We start from the raw sequence: 14,516 nt of genomic DNA, 5'->3' as shown, positions 1-14,516 counted from the left end.
AATCATTTATAAAAAAAGTGCATGACTTTTAATAGCCACACACCTTGTCACAATTAAATTCGGTTTCTTTCCTGCAGCTTCTTAGCAGCTGCTTGCACAAGGTCAAAATCACTCAGACCATTTGGTTCACTTGAAGTAGTTAGTATGTGTGCGACCCTTCTGTAATTTATTCCGCTCTCATACCCCATAAGAACATATATTGCTCTCCGGAAGTTATTATCTTCGTTCCAGTCAACATCACCGTATACCACTCTATAGAAAGCCTGTGGGCTGTGTTGTGGTGCTGGAATGTCAATGTAATCAATTGGTTCTTGATGGATAGCCATAGTTTTCCCCCTAAATATATATTCAAGGTAAATTATACCATATAAAACACTAGGTAAATTCGGCTTTTCCATATAATTGCACTTATACGGAACATGAGTTAAAAGAGTCTTAAGAGAAATCAGAATCCAAAAACTCTCCACCAAACTTTACATTTTATTACAACTGAGTTATTATTTGATTAAGAAGAGCAGTGACTCAAGATTTGAGTGAAAAAGAATAACCCATCACCTAACACCTTGGTCGGGAGGTAGGCTGGGTTATTTTTTATTGGTATTTAATACAGATATCTAAAACTAATATCCTTGCTTACTTGAGACTTTCAGTTTATTTCTTATCAATGCAGCCCTTACACTTTCTCCAGCCAAACGGCTTACTAATATCATCCGCTATACTGGTTAAAAGCGCAATTTCAGTTGAACAATATTTAGGATACCGAGTAGTATATGTACCAATTCGTGAAGGTGTAGTTAAGTGACGGCAGCCAACATGATGAAGAACATTACCCGTTCTCCCGCCAGCTTTGTTAAACACATAACCGTTTAGGTTCTCTGCACACCATTTCTCATAATCCTTTTCCTGATTGTAAAAGCATATTACCATTAGCAATCACCTCATGAAAAAATAAGAGACTCCCTTACTTTTCTGAAACTGTTCTCAAAAAGATTTTCTCTTCAAATCCACCTCGTTTTTCTTTCTTTTGATGCCTTGTACTTTCAATCTCTTCTTCACTAATTCCTTTAGTTGCTGCAATTGCATATAGCACTTCCATAATATCCGCAATTTCACCTGCAATCTCATCCTGACTTGCACTTTTGAACTCTTCAATTTCTTCTTCAAGCTTTGCAGCTAGTTCATTTGCATATGACTCTTCGTCCAGTACCTCAATTTCACATGTCTTTCCAGCTTCAGAAATAACAGCAGGAATCTTATCTCTAACTAGCTTGTTGTAAGTAATAACAGACATTTGCATTCTCCTCTACCATAATTTGCAATGTACCTCTAGCTTTAATTTTAATTTAAACTACAATATTAATAAAGGGGGAGAGTCATATGAACGTCTTTACTGAAGAATATCCTTCACTAGAATCCTATTTTCGTTCAGTAATTCTTTTTGGAAAAAACAGCGCAAGTTACAAGTTTGCACTAGCAAAATCACTAATAAAACTCTCAGAAAATCATAATCAAAATACATTCATCCCACTTGATGAATTATCAGTTCCCTTTGCTCAAAACATTTGTGAACATCTAAAGATAAATGATAAGCAAACAACATCCTCTTCGAGCAAATTTCTCAATGCTTGCAGGGACTATAATAATGGAAGTATCACTTTAGATGAGTTAATACATTTAACAAAGAGTCTCGGATTCAACAATGTATTGGATGCATTCCACATCGTTAATCAAGGAAATATCCCAGTTTCTTTCTTTGAGGTCAAAAGTCAAGGAAGAAGCAAAGGAATAGTTTTAACTGATGACCTATTTAAACTCAATGAATCTCGGCAGTTTGAGAATTTTACTCATGAAGTAGAGGCTAGATGGCGACTAGTTGAAACAGCATGGTCAATTAAGATTAACCCTGGAATGTTAAATGTAAATTTCGATTCCAAAACTGAAATGTTTTTCATCAATGAAGACTACAAGTTAAGGAGAATTGATGTAACTTCCTCAAGAGATGCACTTAATGGCTATCAGAAAGGTAAGTGCTTTTACTGCTTTAATGATATCAGCATTGACTCCGGCTCTGAGAACTTAGCTGATGTCGACCATTTCTTTCCTTATTTCTTAAAACATGAGCTGGTTTCTAACTTAAATGGAGTATGGAATCTGGTACTTGCTTGTTCTACCTGTAATCGTGGTGAGTCAGGTAAGTTTACAAGGATTCCTCAAATCAAATATTTAGAGAGATTATATAAGCGAAACGAGTTCTTTATTGAAAGCCACCACCCACTCAAAGAGACTCTTATAAATCAAACTGGGAAAACAACTAAGGACAGAATCGGTTTCCTTCAGAATATGTACAATGAGTGTTTAAGTCTATCTGGATATATGAAGTGGCAGCCAATATTTGAATATGAGCCTGCCTTTTAAAAGGGGATAAGGGGATGTATATAGCAGCTAAGAAATATAAAATACTTTGTCATGCAAGCTGTCATCATGTGAAAAACATTAAAGTTAGCAACCGACTCACTTTTAAAACCATTGAAGAAGGTCTTAGTGTGTGTGTTAGGGTTTGTAAGATATGTAATGCAAAACCTTGGAAACCTAAGAAGTAGTAATAAGAAGTTGACAACTTCTAAAGGATTGTATTGCAGCTAACATAGGAACATGTCTACAAGAGAAACAGGAGGATAGAGTTATGGATTTTAGGCCTCATAATCCCAAAGAAGCAAAAGACATAGAAAAATCCCATTCAACCTTAGAAAAGAAGAAATACATACGTATTTTTGTACTTATTATTTTTTTGACACCTACATTTTTCTTAGCAATTGATTTTATCAACCTAAATTCCTATATAGGTTTTACAATAAACTATGATTGGTTAGGCTTTTTTGGTGGCTTCTTAGGAGGTACTTTCGGGGGAGTAGCAACCTTTATGGGTGTTTACTTAACTTTGAAATATCAAAAAAATGCTGATTATGAAAAGAATAGACTTTCTGTGATTCCTATACTCGAATATAAAATTAGATACAATAAGGATGACTTTGATAATTCTATGGGGCAATTATCAGATGAGGGCGGAATTCCACTCATCAATATTAAAAATGCAACATATCAAGATACGAACAGCTTAGAATGGTATTTTAATCTGATTATTTCTAATGTTGGGATGGGGCATGCTCAAATCAGTGGGATTAGTTTTGTATTTGTTAACGCTAATAACCACGAAGAGATTATTGAGAAAGAAGAATTTGGTTATACTTTTAAACTAGTTAAAAAAGACCATGATATGAGTTTTAAATTTATGATTTATGCTCCAGATGAAAATCCTAATGACAGCCTTTATGGTTTGAAAATAACCATAAAGTATCAAGACCTTTTAGGTAATAAATATGAGCAATTAGCCCATGCAGCAATAGCTAGTTCAGGTCGGATAAACTCTGCTCACCTCCATTATTATGAAAACTTTAAGCATTTGAAGTGATTAAATTCAAAGATATCTAACAAAAGCCCTTCTCAATCGAGAGGGGCTTTTCTCTTATAGACTCCAGTTTCATTAAATTGATTAACAAAGTTTGGAAAGTAGCGGAAATTACGTCCAACTACTTCTGATAATTCTCCCTGGTCTAACTTCTCAAAATGGTTAAAATGTTCACAACGTAGGTGTACCAGGGAGTACATAGAATCCATAACAACTATCTCACCTAATTTAAGTTCTTGCATGCATAAACTACAATGTGGAATCACATATCCATTTTCATCATATAAACTCATGATTGACACTCTCCTTACCCATATATTCAGTGAGATAGGGTGAAAGACCTTGTGTCAGTTTTGTGAACCTTCAATGCATCTTCTGAATGAAAATATAAAGATTAGGTTAGTTCCTAACGCTTCTTTCGAGCCTTGGATGAATTTTTTCCATAAGATAATACTTGAAGATTGTTTTTATAGTAATGCCCTTTTTCATCAATTCTATCAAAAGTGGGGCGTAGACTTAGGTCTTTTCCACTTTCCATGTATATTATCGTTTGCTCCATCCATTTTTCATAAAACTCTTTACTATTGAATTTTACTGATAAGAATAATTGATTTGCTGATTTGAAAGAGCATTTAACCTCTTTATATGCTCCATCTTTACACCTACTTCTCTCTATTATCTTTCGACATGTAGTCTTTAATAGCTTTTCACCTACAATAATAACCTCTAGACTATATTTCTTATTGTTTTTCATAATTACAACATCTCCTTCATCCTTGTAGTTACCGATGAAGGCGCTCATGTTTGGTATTTTCGAGTAGTCGCTGTTTATGTTATTTTTTCTTCAATATTCAACCATGTTAAACAACTACTAATCCAGAATACCAATTCAGTTTACATTCCCAAGTGGTTGCTGCTTGCTAATGTATTATGTTTCCTCTATCTTCACACCTCTCGGTAATTGATTTTACTATTTCCGTCTAATAATTTTGGGGAAACTTTGCTTATTCATAAATTCTTCTGTTATGCCCATCTCGGTTTTGACTTGCTTATTGGTGGGGATAATCTCCAAATCATACGCTTCAAGCATTTCTCCTATACAACGCTTGAACTGACCTTTCTTGAAATCTTTGCCAGAATCGATTCTTTGACTTATACATTCAAGCACCTCTTTTTCTGTTGTCCAGCCCTTGTATTCAATTTGGTTAAGTGCTACTAGGTTTATTTCAGATACTATAACCTCATTCAGTTCAGCTATCACTTTTCCTTTATCCTGAGGATAAACCCTGTCGGCTTCCTCACGACCAAATGTCCTTAGAATACCCTCATATGAAATAGTTCTACTTGTACAACCCATCTTCAGCCATTCTTTGCACATACTATCAATTTTGCAGAAGAAATCATACGTATACATTGGTATTTCATAGGTACTACTTCTATATTGGTAGTGATTTCTTTTTTTGTTCTGGTTTTGTATGCACAACAGGTCATCTGGAACTTCTGATTCATCAAGTTTTTTTGTTACATTGAATAAGGTTAAAAAATTCAACCTCGTTCCTGTAGCTGGAACACTCCTACCAAAATGCCTTGCAAGTGTTCTTACACTATGAAAGAAAACAAGTTGTGGGTCTGAATCATTTGTTATAAATTCCTTCGTTAAATCTAATAGCATGTATAAGTCTTGTAAATGTCCGTAACGGTTAAATACCTTGTAGAAGTGGGGATGAATGTCTTCAAGGTCCTCAGACCTTAACAGTTCTTTATACATATCTATACTGTCCTTAAATTCCTTAACAGCTTCACTTTCATAGATATTAATCTTGTAAACTTCTATCAGAAATTTCTTTGCATTGATTGAAGAACAATTTAACAGCCGCTCAACAACGTGTATTATTGTTCCTACGAACTGATGACTAGTTGAAAAGCATTTGTATAACCAGTGTCCATTTCCTTTATTCGATTGAAATATAGAAGCACTTGGGTTGTTCTCATCATGAAAAATATCTAAAAAATTCCCTTTCGATTTGATACCCAGAAACGACCTTAAATCTTGCTTCTTTAGGTAATCAATAACTTCGTTATTTGACAGAGTGACAGGATTAATAGTTAACCTTTCTTGTAATTCTTGTATATTTCGTTCTGTAATAAGTTGAATATTAGTTACAGAGCTTTGGATGAGAGTGTTTTGGTCCAAGCTTACCGTTTTGACAGACATATTAATCAGATTATTCTTTATGTCTAGCAAAGGGGTATCCACATTAAAACCCTCTAACTTTAACCGATTATCATAGTTGAAAGGAATAACACTTGTACCTCCAAAAAATAATCTGCTACCATCTTTACATGCCTTGTCAGCATATGGGTATTTAATCATTAGTTCGTAAATTATCATCAGGAATTGCTTATATTCATATACCGGCTCATCTAATACAAAAACCACTCTAAATTTATGTTGTTCCGCTGTGTGACTAAAAGTCGTATATAGAAATGCAGCATTTTCTCTGAAGAACTCATCCTTATATGCTTCTTCTAGTCTAAGCCCCTCGTCAAAGTCCAATGCAATAATTTGTTGTGACTCCCAATTGTCATTTGACCTATTTATTTCTCCTCTTACTTTTCTGAATGTAGCAGGAACAAATGTTTTTCCATTTCCTAATTCTGAAGCAAGTTCTTCAACATTAATATCAACGGGATACTTTACAATTCTCTTACTAATGTTAGCAATCTCATATCCTATGGGCTTTTGTGAATATTCAGTTGTATCTAGCATTAATTTCATCGACATTCCTCCTCTTTCTCGTTACATATCATCCATCCTTTTTATTAAGTTTACAAAAAGAATCTTTTGTCCCCTTATATCTGTCCGATTTTTGATTACTTAAAACCTAGTAGACTCAATTTCTAAATAAAATCAATCTTTTATCTAAACATTTTTTGCGTTCGCTCGTATCTCCACGTTAATTTTTGCTGGATTAAAGTGTTTCTAATAGAATTTTCAAAATAGATTTTTGTTATAATATTGTTAAATATTAGTAAAGGCAGGGGAGTCAGTTGAGCTTTTATATACCTGGTGATAATGAGATTAGTTACAGTAGTACACTTGATTTATTCACAAAACTAGGGAAATTAGATAGGTTATCCCATCAGCAGGGTGAGTCACTAAAAGAATATGAAGAAATGAGAGATACGGTAAGTGATTTTGCAATAGAAATGCCCGCTGGTCACGGAAAAACTTTAGTAGGTGGTTTAATAGGGGAATATAATAGAATCAACAACAATTGGCGAGTAGTATATGCTTGTGCCACTAGACAACTAGCTGCTCAAACCCATTCGCTATTACAATCTTATGGCATTAAGTCAGTCTTATTAACTGGGAAAATCAGAGATTTTTCACAGAGGGAGCTTGGTAAATATCAAAGGTCTGAAGCAATTTGTGTAACCACATACGGACATATATTCAATATTAAACCAAAATTTGATGATGCCAACCAAATAATTTTCGATGATGCTCATGCAACTGAATATGCAATTGATGATTTTTGGTCTGTGCAAATTTATAGGAACAAAGATGAAGAAATCTTCAATTCACTTTTTCATACGTTAGGTAATAGTATAGCGCCTCATATACAGGATAAAATTGTCCATGGAACGTATGACCCGCTTCATGATGGAATAGATATTATATCTTTTCCTCACTGGTATAAGAAGGTTGATGCCATTCGAAGTTTACTCGATACAAAAACAGATGATACTTCACATTATTTCAAATGGAGTATGCTTCGAAGTCATTTACATACCTGTCAGATATTTATCTCTCATTCAAAAATTGTTATAAAGCCTATCTTGCCACCGAACCAAAAGCACCCAGCATTTATTGATGCAAAGGAGCGGATATATATGTCTGCTACTCTTGGAGATTCTGGAGAACTCGAAAGAATGTTTGGTGTTCCAGAAATACATTACATTAGGAAATTTCCTCGTACATCTAATAAAGTGTCTGGGAGAAGGCTTATATTATTTCCACAAGACCATTTTGAAGGCGATGAACTTAAACAGGTTTTAAAAGAGACAATAGAAATGCAACCAAGAACTCTAGTCCTCGCTCCTTCTAATAATGAAATTGAAAAAGTTAAAAATGAGCTAAGTGAAATTCTACCTGATTCAAAGTTCTTGGATAGTCATGCTATTGAAGATGACTTAGGCAGCTTCACATCAATTCAAAACTCTATTTTGACTTTAGCAGGAAGATATGAAGGAATTGACCTTAAAGATGATGATTGTAGATTGCAGATAATGAATGAATTACCAGTAGCTATCAGCTATGAAGAGAAATTCTTACAGGACAGACTTAATGCTACCGAGCTATTAAAAAGCAAGTTAATGACTAGAATTGTTCAAGGACTTGGAAGATGTACAAGGGGTAATTCGGATTTTGCTGTAGTTTTATTTTTAGGAAGGTATGTTGGAGATTATCTTTTTAAAGATGAATTTAGGAAATCCTTACCAGCAGAGATTGATGCAGAAATTTCGTTTGGAATACATCAGATAGACTATTTAGATGATAAGAATAAGTGGCATAGTTCGTTAGAAAATTTTTATAGCCAAAATGATAACTGGAAGCCTGTTGAAGTACATTTAGAAAAACAAATCAATAAGTTGAGTAAAGAAAAGGAGCATTATACTCAGTCTGAAGCTGCTCAAAAGCTATTTAACTCAACTAAATCAGAGATAGACTATTTATATTCCCTGTGGGAAAAAGATTATGAGCAAGCTCATATCTCTGCTCAGGCAGTTCTACAAGAATTTGCCCGCACACCAGAACTGAAGGGTTACAGAGCATGGTGGAATTACTTAATTGCAACTGTAGCAGAACTTCAAGGCGATGGTGAGAAAGTCGAAAAGTATTTAAAAAGAAGTCTGCAAGCTTCTGATAATAAGGTATGGCTTGACAGAAGAGGAATTGAATTAAATCCTGATGACGAGGAAGTCTATAGTGAAGAGCTAGAGACACAAATAGAAAGAATAACAAATTTCTTAAAAACTTTTGGAGATAGAGATAATAAATTTGACAGCGACTGGAGAAAAGTCAATGAAGGGCTTAATCAAAAAGATGCCAACCTATTTGAACCTGCTTTAAAATCTCTGGGAAGTTGTTTAGGGTTATTCTCAGAGCGCCCTGATGGACACGGAGTACCAGATGGCGTATGGAATTTAACTGATACATGGATTTCTATAGAAGCTAAAACAAATGTTGAAAATACCGAAGGATATATAGCCCTTGATGATATAAGGCAAACCTCTGTCCATCGAAATTGGATTAAGCAGCAATACGGCATTGATGATGAAAGTAAAATTATCTTAGTGATGATTTGTCCAAAAAGCAAGATTCAGGAAGCTTCTCAATACGCTTCTGAGGGGATTTTTTTAGTACATCCTGAAGAGGTACAGAAAATTGCTGTTAACCTTGAACAAATTTTAAGAAGGGGATTTCAAATATTAAAATATGGCGATGCTACTACTCTAAGAACATTTCTCGGAAATGAGTTAATGGAAAAAAGCCTTTCGATTGAAGGAATAAAATCTACTTTGACTCAAGTTAAGTTGTACGATTTAGTTGAATAAGACCAAAAGCATAGTCCTCTTTGGACTATACTTTTAGGTTGTAAAATGGATAGAGTTGTCGTTTTAAGTGCAGAATTATTTCTTTATTATTGCTAAAGGATACTGATACACAGAACTGCTTTCTCAAACAAAGGATAGTAGCGGAGAGTATGTATTCAGGGTTGCTGTAAAAACAGTTTGCTCTTAAAACCTGTAAACACACCCCCTTCATTAAGAATTAGACCACATTACACACTGTTATGTGGTCTGTTTTTTGAATGTTATGCTAATATTGGATTATGGATTTATTTGTAAGGGGGCGTTTTGTATGAAAAAAAAACTTCAGGTATTTATATCCTCAACATATATGGATTTGATAGAGGAAAGGCAAGCGGCGGTTGAGGCGGTTCTAAGTGCAGGGCATATTCCAGCTGGTATGGAACTTTTTAAAGCTGGAGACGAAACCCAAAAAGAAACTATTAAAAAGTGGATTGATGAATCTGATGTTTATGTACTACTTGTTGGTGGGAGGTACGGAAGTATAGAGCCAAAGAGTGGCTTAAGTTATACTCAATGGGAGTACGAGTATGCAGGTCAAACAGGAAAACCTAGATTTTCTTTGGTAATGACAAGGGAGGCACTTGAAAGGAAAGTTAGGGAAAAGGGTAGTACAGTATTAGAGGTACATAACAATTTAAAATTTGAACAATTCAAGGAACATGTTCTAGGTAAGACATCGGAATTTTTTGATGATATTAAAGACATTAAGTTATCAATTATAAGAAAAATGGCAGAGTCCCAATCTGATGAAAATCTGGTGGGATGGGTATCTGGAAGGGATGTTAAAAGTAATGAGACACTTGCGACACATGTTGCAAAACTAACTAGCGAAAATGAATTATTAAAACAGGAAATCACTTTTCTTAGAAAGAAAAATAAAGATTTTGGAAAAGATGCTGCGTCCAAGAAAATATCAGACAGCCATTCAGATGAAGAATTTAATGTTAACATTCAAGAGAAGTTTTATGAAAGGCTTGATAGAGTTCTCAAACTGAAGAGAATAAACAGTTTCTATTCTCTCGATGAGACAATTGAATGGACGTCTGGAAAAAATGAGTATAGTCTGGGGTTTCCAAATGGGAAACTCTCTCCTTACTTAAAGAAAAGTAAGGAAGGGAATATCGAGAAATTGATTATATTAGGAAGAGTTAAGAAACATTACGATTATAATAGTGCTCTAGGTGATATTAGAGTTACTCTTTCTCAGTATGATATAGATAACAATATGGATGTCTTGTTCTTAATAGCTCACCCAGCAAATCAGCCTGCTAAAAAAGAACAAGCCTTAAAATTTTTTGAAAAAGTTAAAGACCAAATTGAAAATAAAACGAAATTTGATATAGAATTTTGGGATGAACAATCGCTATCTGAAATTGAAAAAGAACTACTATTAAAGTTATAGAAAAGAGGGGAAGAGGTTTGTTTCTTCCCCTCTTTTTTTAGACTAATCCTTTTAAAGGGTCGTGTCTGTCTAACACATCCTTAAGTTCGTGTTGAAAATAACCAATGTATTGTCGTGTAACATCAATTTTTGAATGTCTAGCAAGTAGCTGTATTTCGCGAAGATTTGCTTTATTTAACAACAAACGTTTAATGAAAACATTCCTCATAGCATGAGGGGAGAAATGACCTGAAATGCCTAAATCCTTTTTGAGCCTTTTAATAAATAACTGAACACCGTTTTTTGTTAAGCGGTTTCCTATGTGGTTAATAAAGACAGCTGTTGGAAGATTAGTGAAGTGAGCTTCTATATATAGTTTCCAAGCAGCTAGTTCTTTTGACAATGTTTCAGATAGCGGGACAGACCCTTGTTTTCGACTCTTGCTCTGTCTGATGAGAATTAGGCTATCTTTAAAGTCAATGTCATTCCAATTTAAATTCACCAATTCAGTTACTCTTAAACCAGTGCCAATTAGACAAAGCAAGATAGTATGATTTCTGATTGAATAAAAGCTATCTTCTCTTCTTTTTTTTCTTCTCAAATGTTTAAGTGCCAGATGTATATCTTCTTCCTTAACTATTTTTGGAGAGTCGTCTTCTCTGACCAACTTTATCCCTTTACAAATATCTTTTTGTATTAATTCTTCCTCTAACATCCAACGTGACCATGCTCTAATCAATTTGAGCTTTGAATTTATTGTTTTTGGCTTATTGCCTTTTTCTTTACAGGAGATTAAGAAAGCTTTTATAACAGAAGGTGATAGGTCTTGTGTTTGTTCAACCCCGCTCTCTCTAAAGAAATCTCCTAAAATGTTAAATAAATTTTCATAGCTCTTAATACTGTTTTCAGTTAACCCTTGAAATTTTTTTTCCGCAATTAACTCCTTAAAACTCATTTCAATTAACATAAAAAGACCACCATTCCTTTCTGAACGGTGGTCTAGTTTGTGCCTTTTTAGGTCCGATTTTAACTACAGTACAAAATCAACTAAAAAAGTAATAAAACGTAAGTGTTATGGAGAATAGGGGGCTCGAACCCCTGACCTCAACGCTGCCAGCGTTGCGCTCTCCCAGCTGAGCTAATCCCCCGGGTGGTGGTACAAGAAAAATTATAACCACATCGGGGCTATCTTGCAAGAGGAAATATTAAAAAATTTACTGCATGCTATCAATTTCCATGCATTGTACTCCAGGGATACTTGAAACACTGTAATAAACATCCGTAGTTCTTCTTTTGTAGTCGACGGCAACGATCAGCTGCACAAGATGCAGATTCTCATCCTCTAAATCTTTAATGCGAATATGTTTTATAGATATATCAAGGTCTTTTACCGCTGGGATGATGTCTGCGATATTTTCTTTATCCCTTACTTTCAGCTGCAGGTTTATCTCTTTTTCCCTTAAACGTTTAGGACCAATTATGCCCATTATAAAAGGAATTACCTCTACTGAAATAATCAGCAGTGCTACTCCAGCCATTGCTTCAATATAAAAGCCTGCTCCTACAGCAATTCCAATCCCCGCTGCCCCCCAGATTAAAGCAGCAGTTGTAAGACCCGAAATGCTATCATTTCCGCGCCTTAAAATAACGCCTGCACCCAAAAAGCCAATTCCAGAAACAATTTGGGCAGCTAAACGCAGAGGATCCATCGTAATGTTGATGTCATCATTACCCGGAAACATATATGCTGATTCAATGGACACAATGGTCAAGAGGCAGCTTACTATGGAAATTACTAAGCTGGTCTTTAGGCCGACGGGCTTTCTTTTTAATTCTCTCTCCAGTCCGATAACAAGACCCAGTACTGCTGAAATCCCCAGCTTCATTAATATTTCTATCTCTAAACTGCTCATAATATCTCCCGCTTTTTAAAGTATTATATATCCAAAATAGGATTTAATAAAACCGTAGTAAAAGTTTGGCTGTACGTTGTAAAATGAAATATACCCTAATTATTAGGAAACCGAAACAAGGAGTATAAAAAATGTCTAATACTAAAATAAACCCTTATATTGTCCTGGCGATTGGCGTCGTTTCTGTCTCTACTTCGGCAATATTGGTGAAGGTATCCAGCGCTCCATCGGGAGTCATTGCTTTTTACAGATTATTTTTTTCTGTTCTTTTCATGTTGCCTGTATTTCTTATAAAGTATGTTCCCGAACTTCGTCTTATTACAAGGCGGGATTGGATCTTTTCTATCATTGCCGGTGTGTTTCTTGCTTTCCATTTTATTCTTTGGTTTGAGTCGCTGAACTACACCTCTGTAGCCAGTTCTACAGTTCTTGTGACTCTTCAGCCCCTTTTTGCGTTTGCAGGTACATATTTCTTCTTTAAAGAAAAGTTTACCTGGAAAGCAATATTAAGCGGGCTTCTCGCAATTGCAGGCAGTGTCATTATCAGCTGGGGAGATTTTCAAATCAGCGGGACTGCTTTGTTCGGGGATATACTGGCAATCATTGCGTGTGCCCTCGTAACGGCTTACTTAATGTTTGGCCAGACAGTCAGAAAAAGACTTTCACTCATCACTTATACTTTTGTTGTTTACAGTATTAGCACTATTACATTGTTCTTTTATGTGTTAATCGCCGGAGAACCTTTACTCCCGTATGGAACCAGTGATTGGGTATATTTTATCCTGCTCGCACTTGTTCCCACCCTGCTGGGACATACATTATTTAATTGGTCAATAAAGTGGCTCAGCACTTCCACCATTTCTATGGCCATCTTATTCGAGCCGGTTGGTGCTGCTGTTTTAGCTTATTATTTGCTTCATGAGTCTATTATATGGACACAAGTTCTTGGGGGAACAATCGTAATTGGAGGAATAACTCTCTTCTTATTAGATGAGAGAAGGATTCGAATGAAAGAATTAAAGAAAAAAACAACGGTTTCCGGATAAATGGGAGCTGTCTACAGGTATATTAGTGAAAAAATCTCCCTAAACGGGGAGATTTTTTTTATCTGAATACATAGGTCAGAGCTGAAAAAATAAAAGCAGCTGTGACTGAAAAGATGAAGGTGCCTCCGTAGACCTCTTCATCTGAATCTGCAATTTTAATTCCCTCTGCATAAGCATAAGCAAACAAAAATACGGCCATGATTACTGATAGGTATAGAGCTGCGGTTTCCAGTATGATTCACACCTTCCGTTAAAAAGTAGAGTTAATAGATATTATGAAAATTAACTCAAACTATTACTATTTCTTCTATATACTGGTTATATTTTAATATTGAGTTTGCACTTCAATAAGCTGCTATTAAAATTTCTTATAAATTTACTATTCTTTATGGTTACTTTTAAACCTGTGGAAAAGTGAACAAAGTTATCCACAGACTGTGTGTAACTCTGTTGACAAGTGTAATAATAAGTATTTTACAGTGGATAAGTATGTGGGCATGTCTAATAAAGCTTTCGAATAATGATTTATTGATATAACTTAACGATGAAAGTTTAAGTTAAATACCCATTAATTTGATTTGTAGAACCTGCACCTATAATGAGATCTGGGTGCAGATTATTTAGATTTTCTGCCGCTTTATTAAAGGTAGTCTCTAATAGGATGGTTCCGTATCAATCATCTAATAGAGAAGAGATTAATAACAAAGTGCATCGAAAATATAAAAATAAACATTTTTAAAAAATTATATTGCAAACATTTAATGAATCATGGTATATTAATTCTTGTCCTCAACAAGGCAAGTTGAAAGAGAAAAAAGTTGTTAAAAAGATATTGACTTGTTTGTGGGTAACATGTTATATTAATAAAGTCGCTTCTGGGCGACAAGGAAAAATATAACAAGAGAAATTGATCTTTGAAAACTGAACGAACAAAACGTCAACGTTTAATCATTAGTCTTTTTTGAAAAGACAAAACGAGCTTAATCAACTCTTATATGGAGAGTTTGATCCTGGCTCAGGACGAACGCTGGCGGCGTGCCTAATACATG

General features: G+C 34.9%; 13 protein-coding genes and 1 tRNA gene. 5 read left to right on the top strand and 9 right to left on the bottom strand.

What is annotated here, in order from left to right:
• Positions 1 to 53: 53 nt before the first annotated feature.
• The 3 genes from AC3WTL_RS24585 to AC3WTL_RS24575 form a co-directional block, all read right to left on the bottom strand.
• Entirely contained in the window at positions 54 to 398 is a 345-nt protein-coding gene (locus tag AC3WTL_RS24585; protein ID WP_492370195.1) for a hypothetical protein, read from the bottom strand.
• A 253-nt stretch (positions 399 to 651) separates the two neighbouring features.
• Positions 652 to 927, bottom strand: coding sequence for a hypothetical protein (locus tag AC3WTL_RS24580; protein WP_492370194.1), 276 nt, complete (start codon positions 925 to 927; stop codon positions 652 to 654).
• A 34-nt stretch (positions 928 to 961) separates the two neighbouring features.
• Positions 962 to 1,291, bottom strand: a complete 330-nt coding sequence (locus AC3WTL_RS24575; protein ID WP_492370193.1) for a pyrophosphohydrolase domain-containing protein — start codon at positions 1,289 to 1,291, stop codon at positions 962 to 964.
• Between the two features lie 86 nt (positions 1,292 to 1,377).
• On the opposite strand from AC3WTL_RS24575, the gene AC3WTL_RS24570 reads away from it, so the two are divergent.
• Together AC3WTL_RS24570 and AC3WTL_RS24565 are read left to right on the top strand one after the other, a co-directional pair.
• Positions 1,378 to 2,415, top strand: coding sequence for an HNH endonuclease family protein (locus tag AC3WTL_RS24570; protein WP_492370192.1), 1,038 nt, complete (start codon positions 1,378 to 1,380; stop codon positions 2,413 to 2,415).
• 268 nt (positions 2,416 to 2,683) lie between these two features.
• Positions 2,684 to 3,469 (top strand): hypothetical protein, encoded by a 786-nt coding sequence (locus tag AC3WTL_RS24565; RefSeq protein ID WP_492370191.1) that lies wholly within the window; start codon positions 2,684 to 2,686, stop codon positions 3,467 to 3,469.
• A gap of 32 nt (positions 3,470 to 3,501) precedes the next feature.
• Here AC3WTL_RS24565 and AC3WTL_RS24560 read toward each other — a convergent pair whose 3' ends face one another.
• The 3 genes from AC3WTL_RS24560 to AC3WTL_RS24550 all read right to left on the bottom strand — a co-directional run bounded on the left by AC3WTL_RS24560 (position 3,502) and on the right by AC3WTL_RS24550 (position 6,245).
• Positions 3,502 to 3,759 (bottom strand): hypothetical protein, encoded by a 258-nt coding sequence (locus tag AC3WTL_RS24560; protein WP_492370190.1) that lies wholly within the window; start codon positions 3,757 to 3,759, stop codon positions 3,502 to 3,504.
• Between the two features lie 113 nt (positions 3,760 to 3,872).
• Positions 3,873 to 4,220, bottom strand: coding sequence for a hypothetical protein (locus AC3WTL_RS24555; RefSeq protein WP_492370189.1), 348 nt, complete (start codon positions 4,218 to 4,220; stop codon positions 3,873 to 3,875).
• A gap of 216 nt (positions 4,221 to 4,436) precedes the next feature.
• Entirely contained in the window at positions 4,437 to 6,245 is a 1,809-nt protein-coding gene (locus tag AC3WTL_RS24550) for a hypothetical protein (RefSeq protein ID WP_492370188.1), read from the bottom strand.
• Positions 6,246 to 6,517: 272 nt separating this feature from the next.
• On the opposite strand from AC3WTL_RS24550, the gene AC3WTL_RS24545 reads away from it, so the two are divergent.
• Positions 6,518 to 9,088: a DEAD/DEAH box helicase gene (locus AC3WTL_RS24545; protein ID WP_492370187.1), complete on the top strand. Its 2,571-nt coding sequence runs from the start codon at positions 6,518 to 6,520 to the stop codon at positions 9,086 to 9,088.
• Between the two features lie 307 nt (positions 9,089 to 9,395).
• Positions 9,396 to 10,529 carry a DUF4062 domain-containing protein gene (locus tag AC3WTL_RS24540; protein ID WP_492370186.1) on the top strand — a complete coding sequence of 378 codons (1,134 nt, stop codon included), beginning with the start codon at positions 9,396 to 9,398 and terminating at the stop codon, positions 10,527 to 10,529.
• Between the two features lie 37 nt (positions 10,530 to 10,566).
• Here the strand turns inward: AC3WTL_RS24540 and AC3WTL_RS24535 are convergent, their stop codons facing one another.
• The 3 genes from AC3WTL_RS24535 to AC3WTL_RS24525 all read right to left on the bottom strand — a co-directional run bounded on the left by AC3WTL_RS24535 (position 10,567) and on the right by AC3WTL_RS24525 (position 12,421).
• Positions 10,567 to 11,475: a tyrosine-type recombinase/integrase gene (locus AC3WTL_RS24535; protein ID WP_492370185.1), complete on the bottom strand. Its 909-nt coding sequence runs from the start codon at positions 11,473 to 11,475 to the stop codon at positions 10,567 to 10,569.
• A gap of 108 nt (positions 11,476 to 11,583) precedes the next feature.
• Positions 11,584 to 11,656 (bottom strand) — tRNA-Ala (locus AC3WTL_RS24530).
• A 66-nt stretch (positions 11,657 to 11,722) separates the two neighbouring features.
• Positions 11,723 to 12,421, bottom strand: coding sequence for an MgtC/SapB family protein (locus AC3WTL_RS24525; RefSeq protein ID WP_222499199.1), 699 nt, complete (start codon positions 12,419 to 12,421; stop codon positions 11,723 to 11,725).
• A 131-nt stretch (positions 12,422 to 12,552) separates the two neighbouring features.
• Between AC3WTL_RS24525 and AC3WTL_RS24520 the strand changes: the two genes are divergently transcribed.
• Entirely contained in the window at positions 12,553 to 13,467 is a 915-nt protein-coding gene (locus AC3WTL_RS24520; RefSeq protein WP_197212835.1) for a DMT family transporter, read from the top strand.
• Positions 13,468 to 14,516: the final 1,049 nt, after the last annotated feature.

The sequence above is a fragment of the Cytobacillus sp. EB106-05-05-XG126 genome (assembly GCF_058791715.1).
Note: the sequence above shows the minus strand (reverse complement) of the source record. Positions and strands in the feature narration are given on the sequence as shown.

What these genes read in the sequence shown, in the direction of transcription:
- AC3WTL_RS24565 (WP_492370191.1), top strand. Translation starts at nt 2,684, where the DNA reads ATGGATTTTAGGCCTCATAATCCCAAAGAAGCAAAAGACATAGAAAAA.
- AC3WTL_RS24560 (WP_492370190.1), bottom strand. Translation starts at nt 3,759, where the DNA reads ATGAGTTTATATGATGAAAATGGATATGTGATTCCACATTGTAGTTTA.
- AC3WTL_RS24580 (WP_492370194.1), bottom strand. Translation starts at nt 927, where the DNA reads ATGGTAATATGCTTTTACAATCAGGAAAAGGATTATGAGAAATGGTGT.
- AC3WTL_RS24525 (WP_222499199.1), bottom strand. Translation starts at nt 12,421, where the DNA reads ATGAGCAGTTTAGAGATAGAAATATTAATGAAGCTGGGGATTTCAGCA.
- AC3WTL_RS24520 (WP_197212835.1), top strand. Translation starts at nt 12,553, where the DNA reads ATGTCTAATACTAAAATAAACCCTTATATTGTCCTGGCGATTGGCGTC.
- AC3WTL_RS24550 (WP_492370188.1), bottom strand. Translation starts at nt 6,245, where the DNA reads ATGAAATTAATGCTAGATACAACTGAATATTCACAAAAGCCCATAGGA.
- AC3WTL_RS24540 (WP_492370186.1), top strand. Translation starts at nt 9,396, where the DNA reads ATGAAAAAAAAACTTCAGGTATTTATATCCTCAACATATATGGATTTG.
- AC3WTL_RS24585 (WP_492370195.1), bottom strand. Translation starts at nt 398, where the DNA reads ATGGAAAAGCCGAATTTACCTAGTGTTTTATATGGTATAATTTACCTT.
- AC3WTL_RS24575 (WP_492370193.1), bottom strand. Translation starts at nt 1,291, where the DNA reads ATGTCTGTTATTACTTACAACAAGCTAGTTAGAGATAAGATTCCTGCT.
- AC3WTL_RS24535 (WP_492370185.1), bottom strand. Translation starts at nt 11,475, where the DNA reads ATGTTAATTGAAATGAGTTTTAAGGAGTTAATTGCGGAAAAAAAATTT.
- AC3WTL_RS24570 (WP_492370192.1), top strand. Translation starts at nt 1,378, where the DNA reads ATGAACGTCTTTACTGAAGAATATCCTTCACTAGAATCCTATTTTCGT.
- AC3WTL_RS24555 (WP_492370189.1), bottom strand. Translation starts at nt 4,220, where the DNA reads ATGAAAAACAATAAGAAATATAGTCTAGAGGTTATTATTGTAGGTGAA.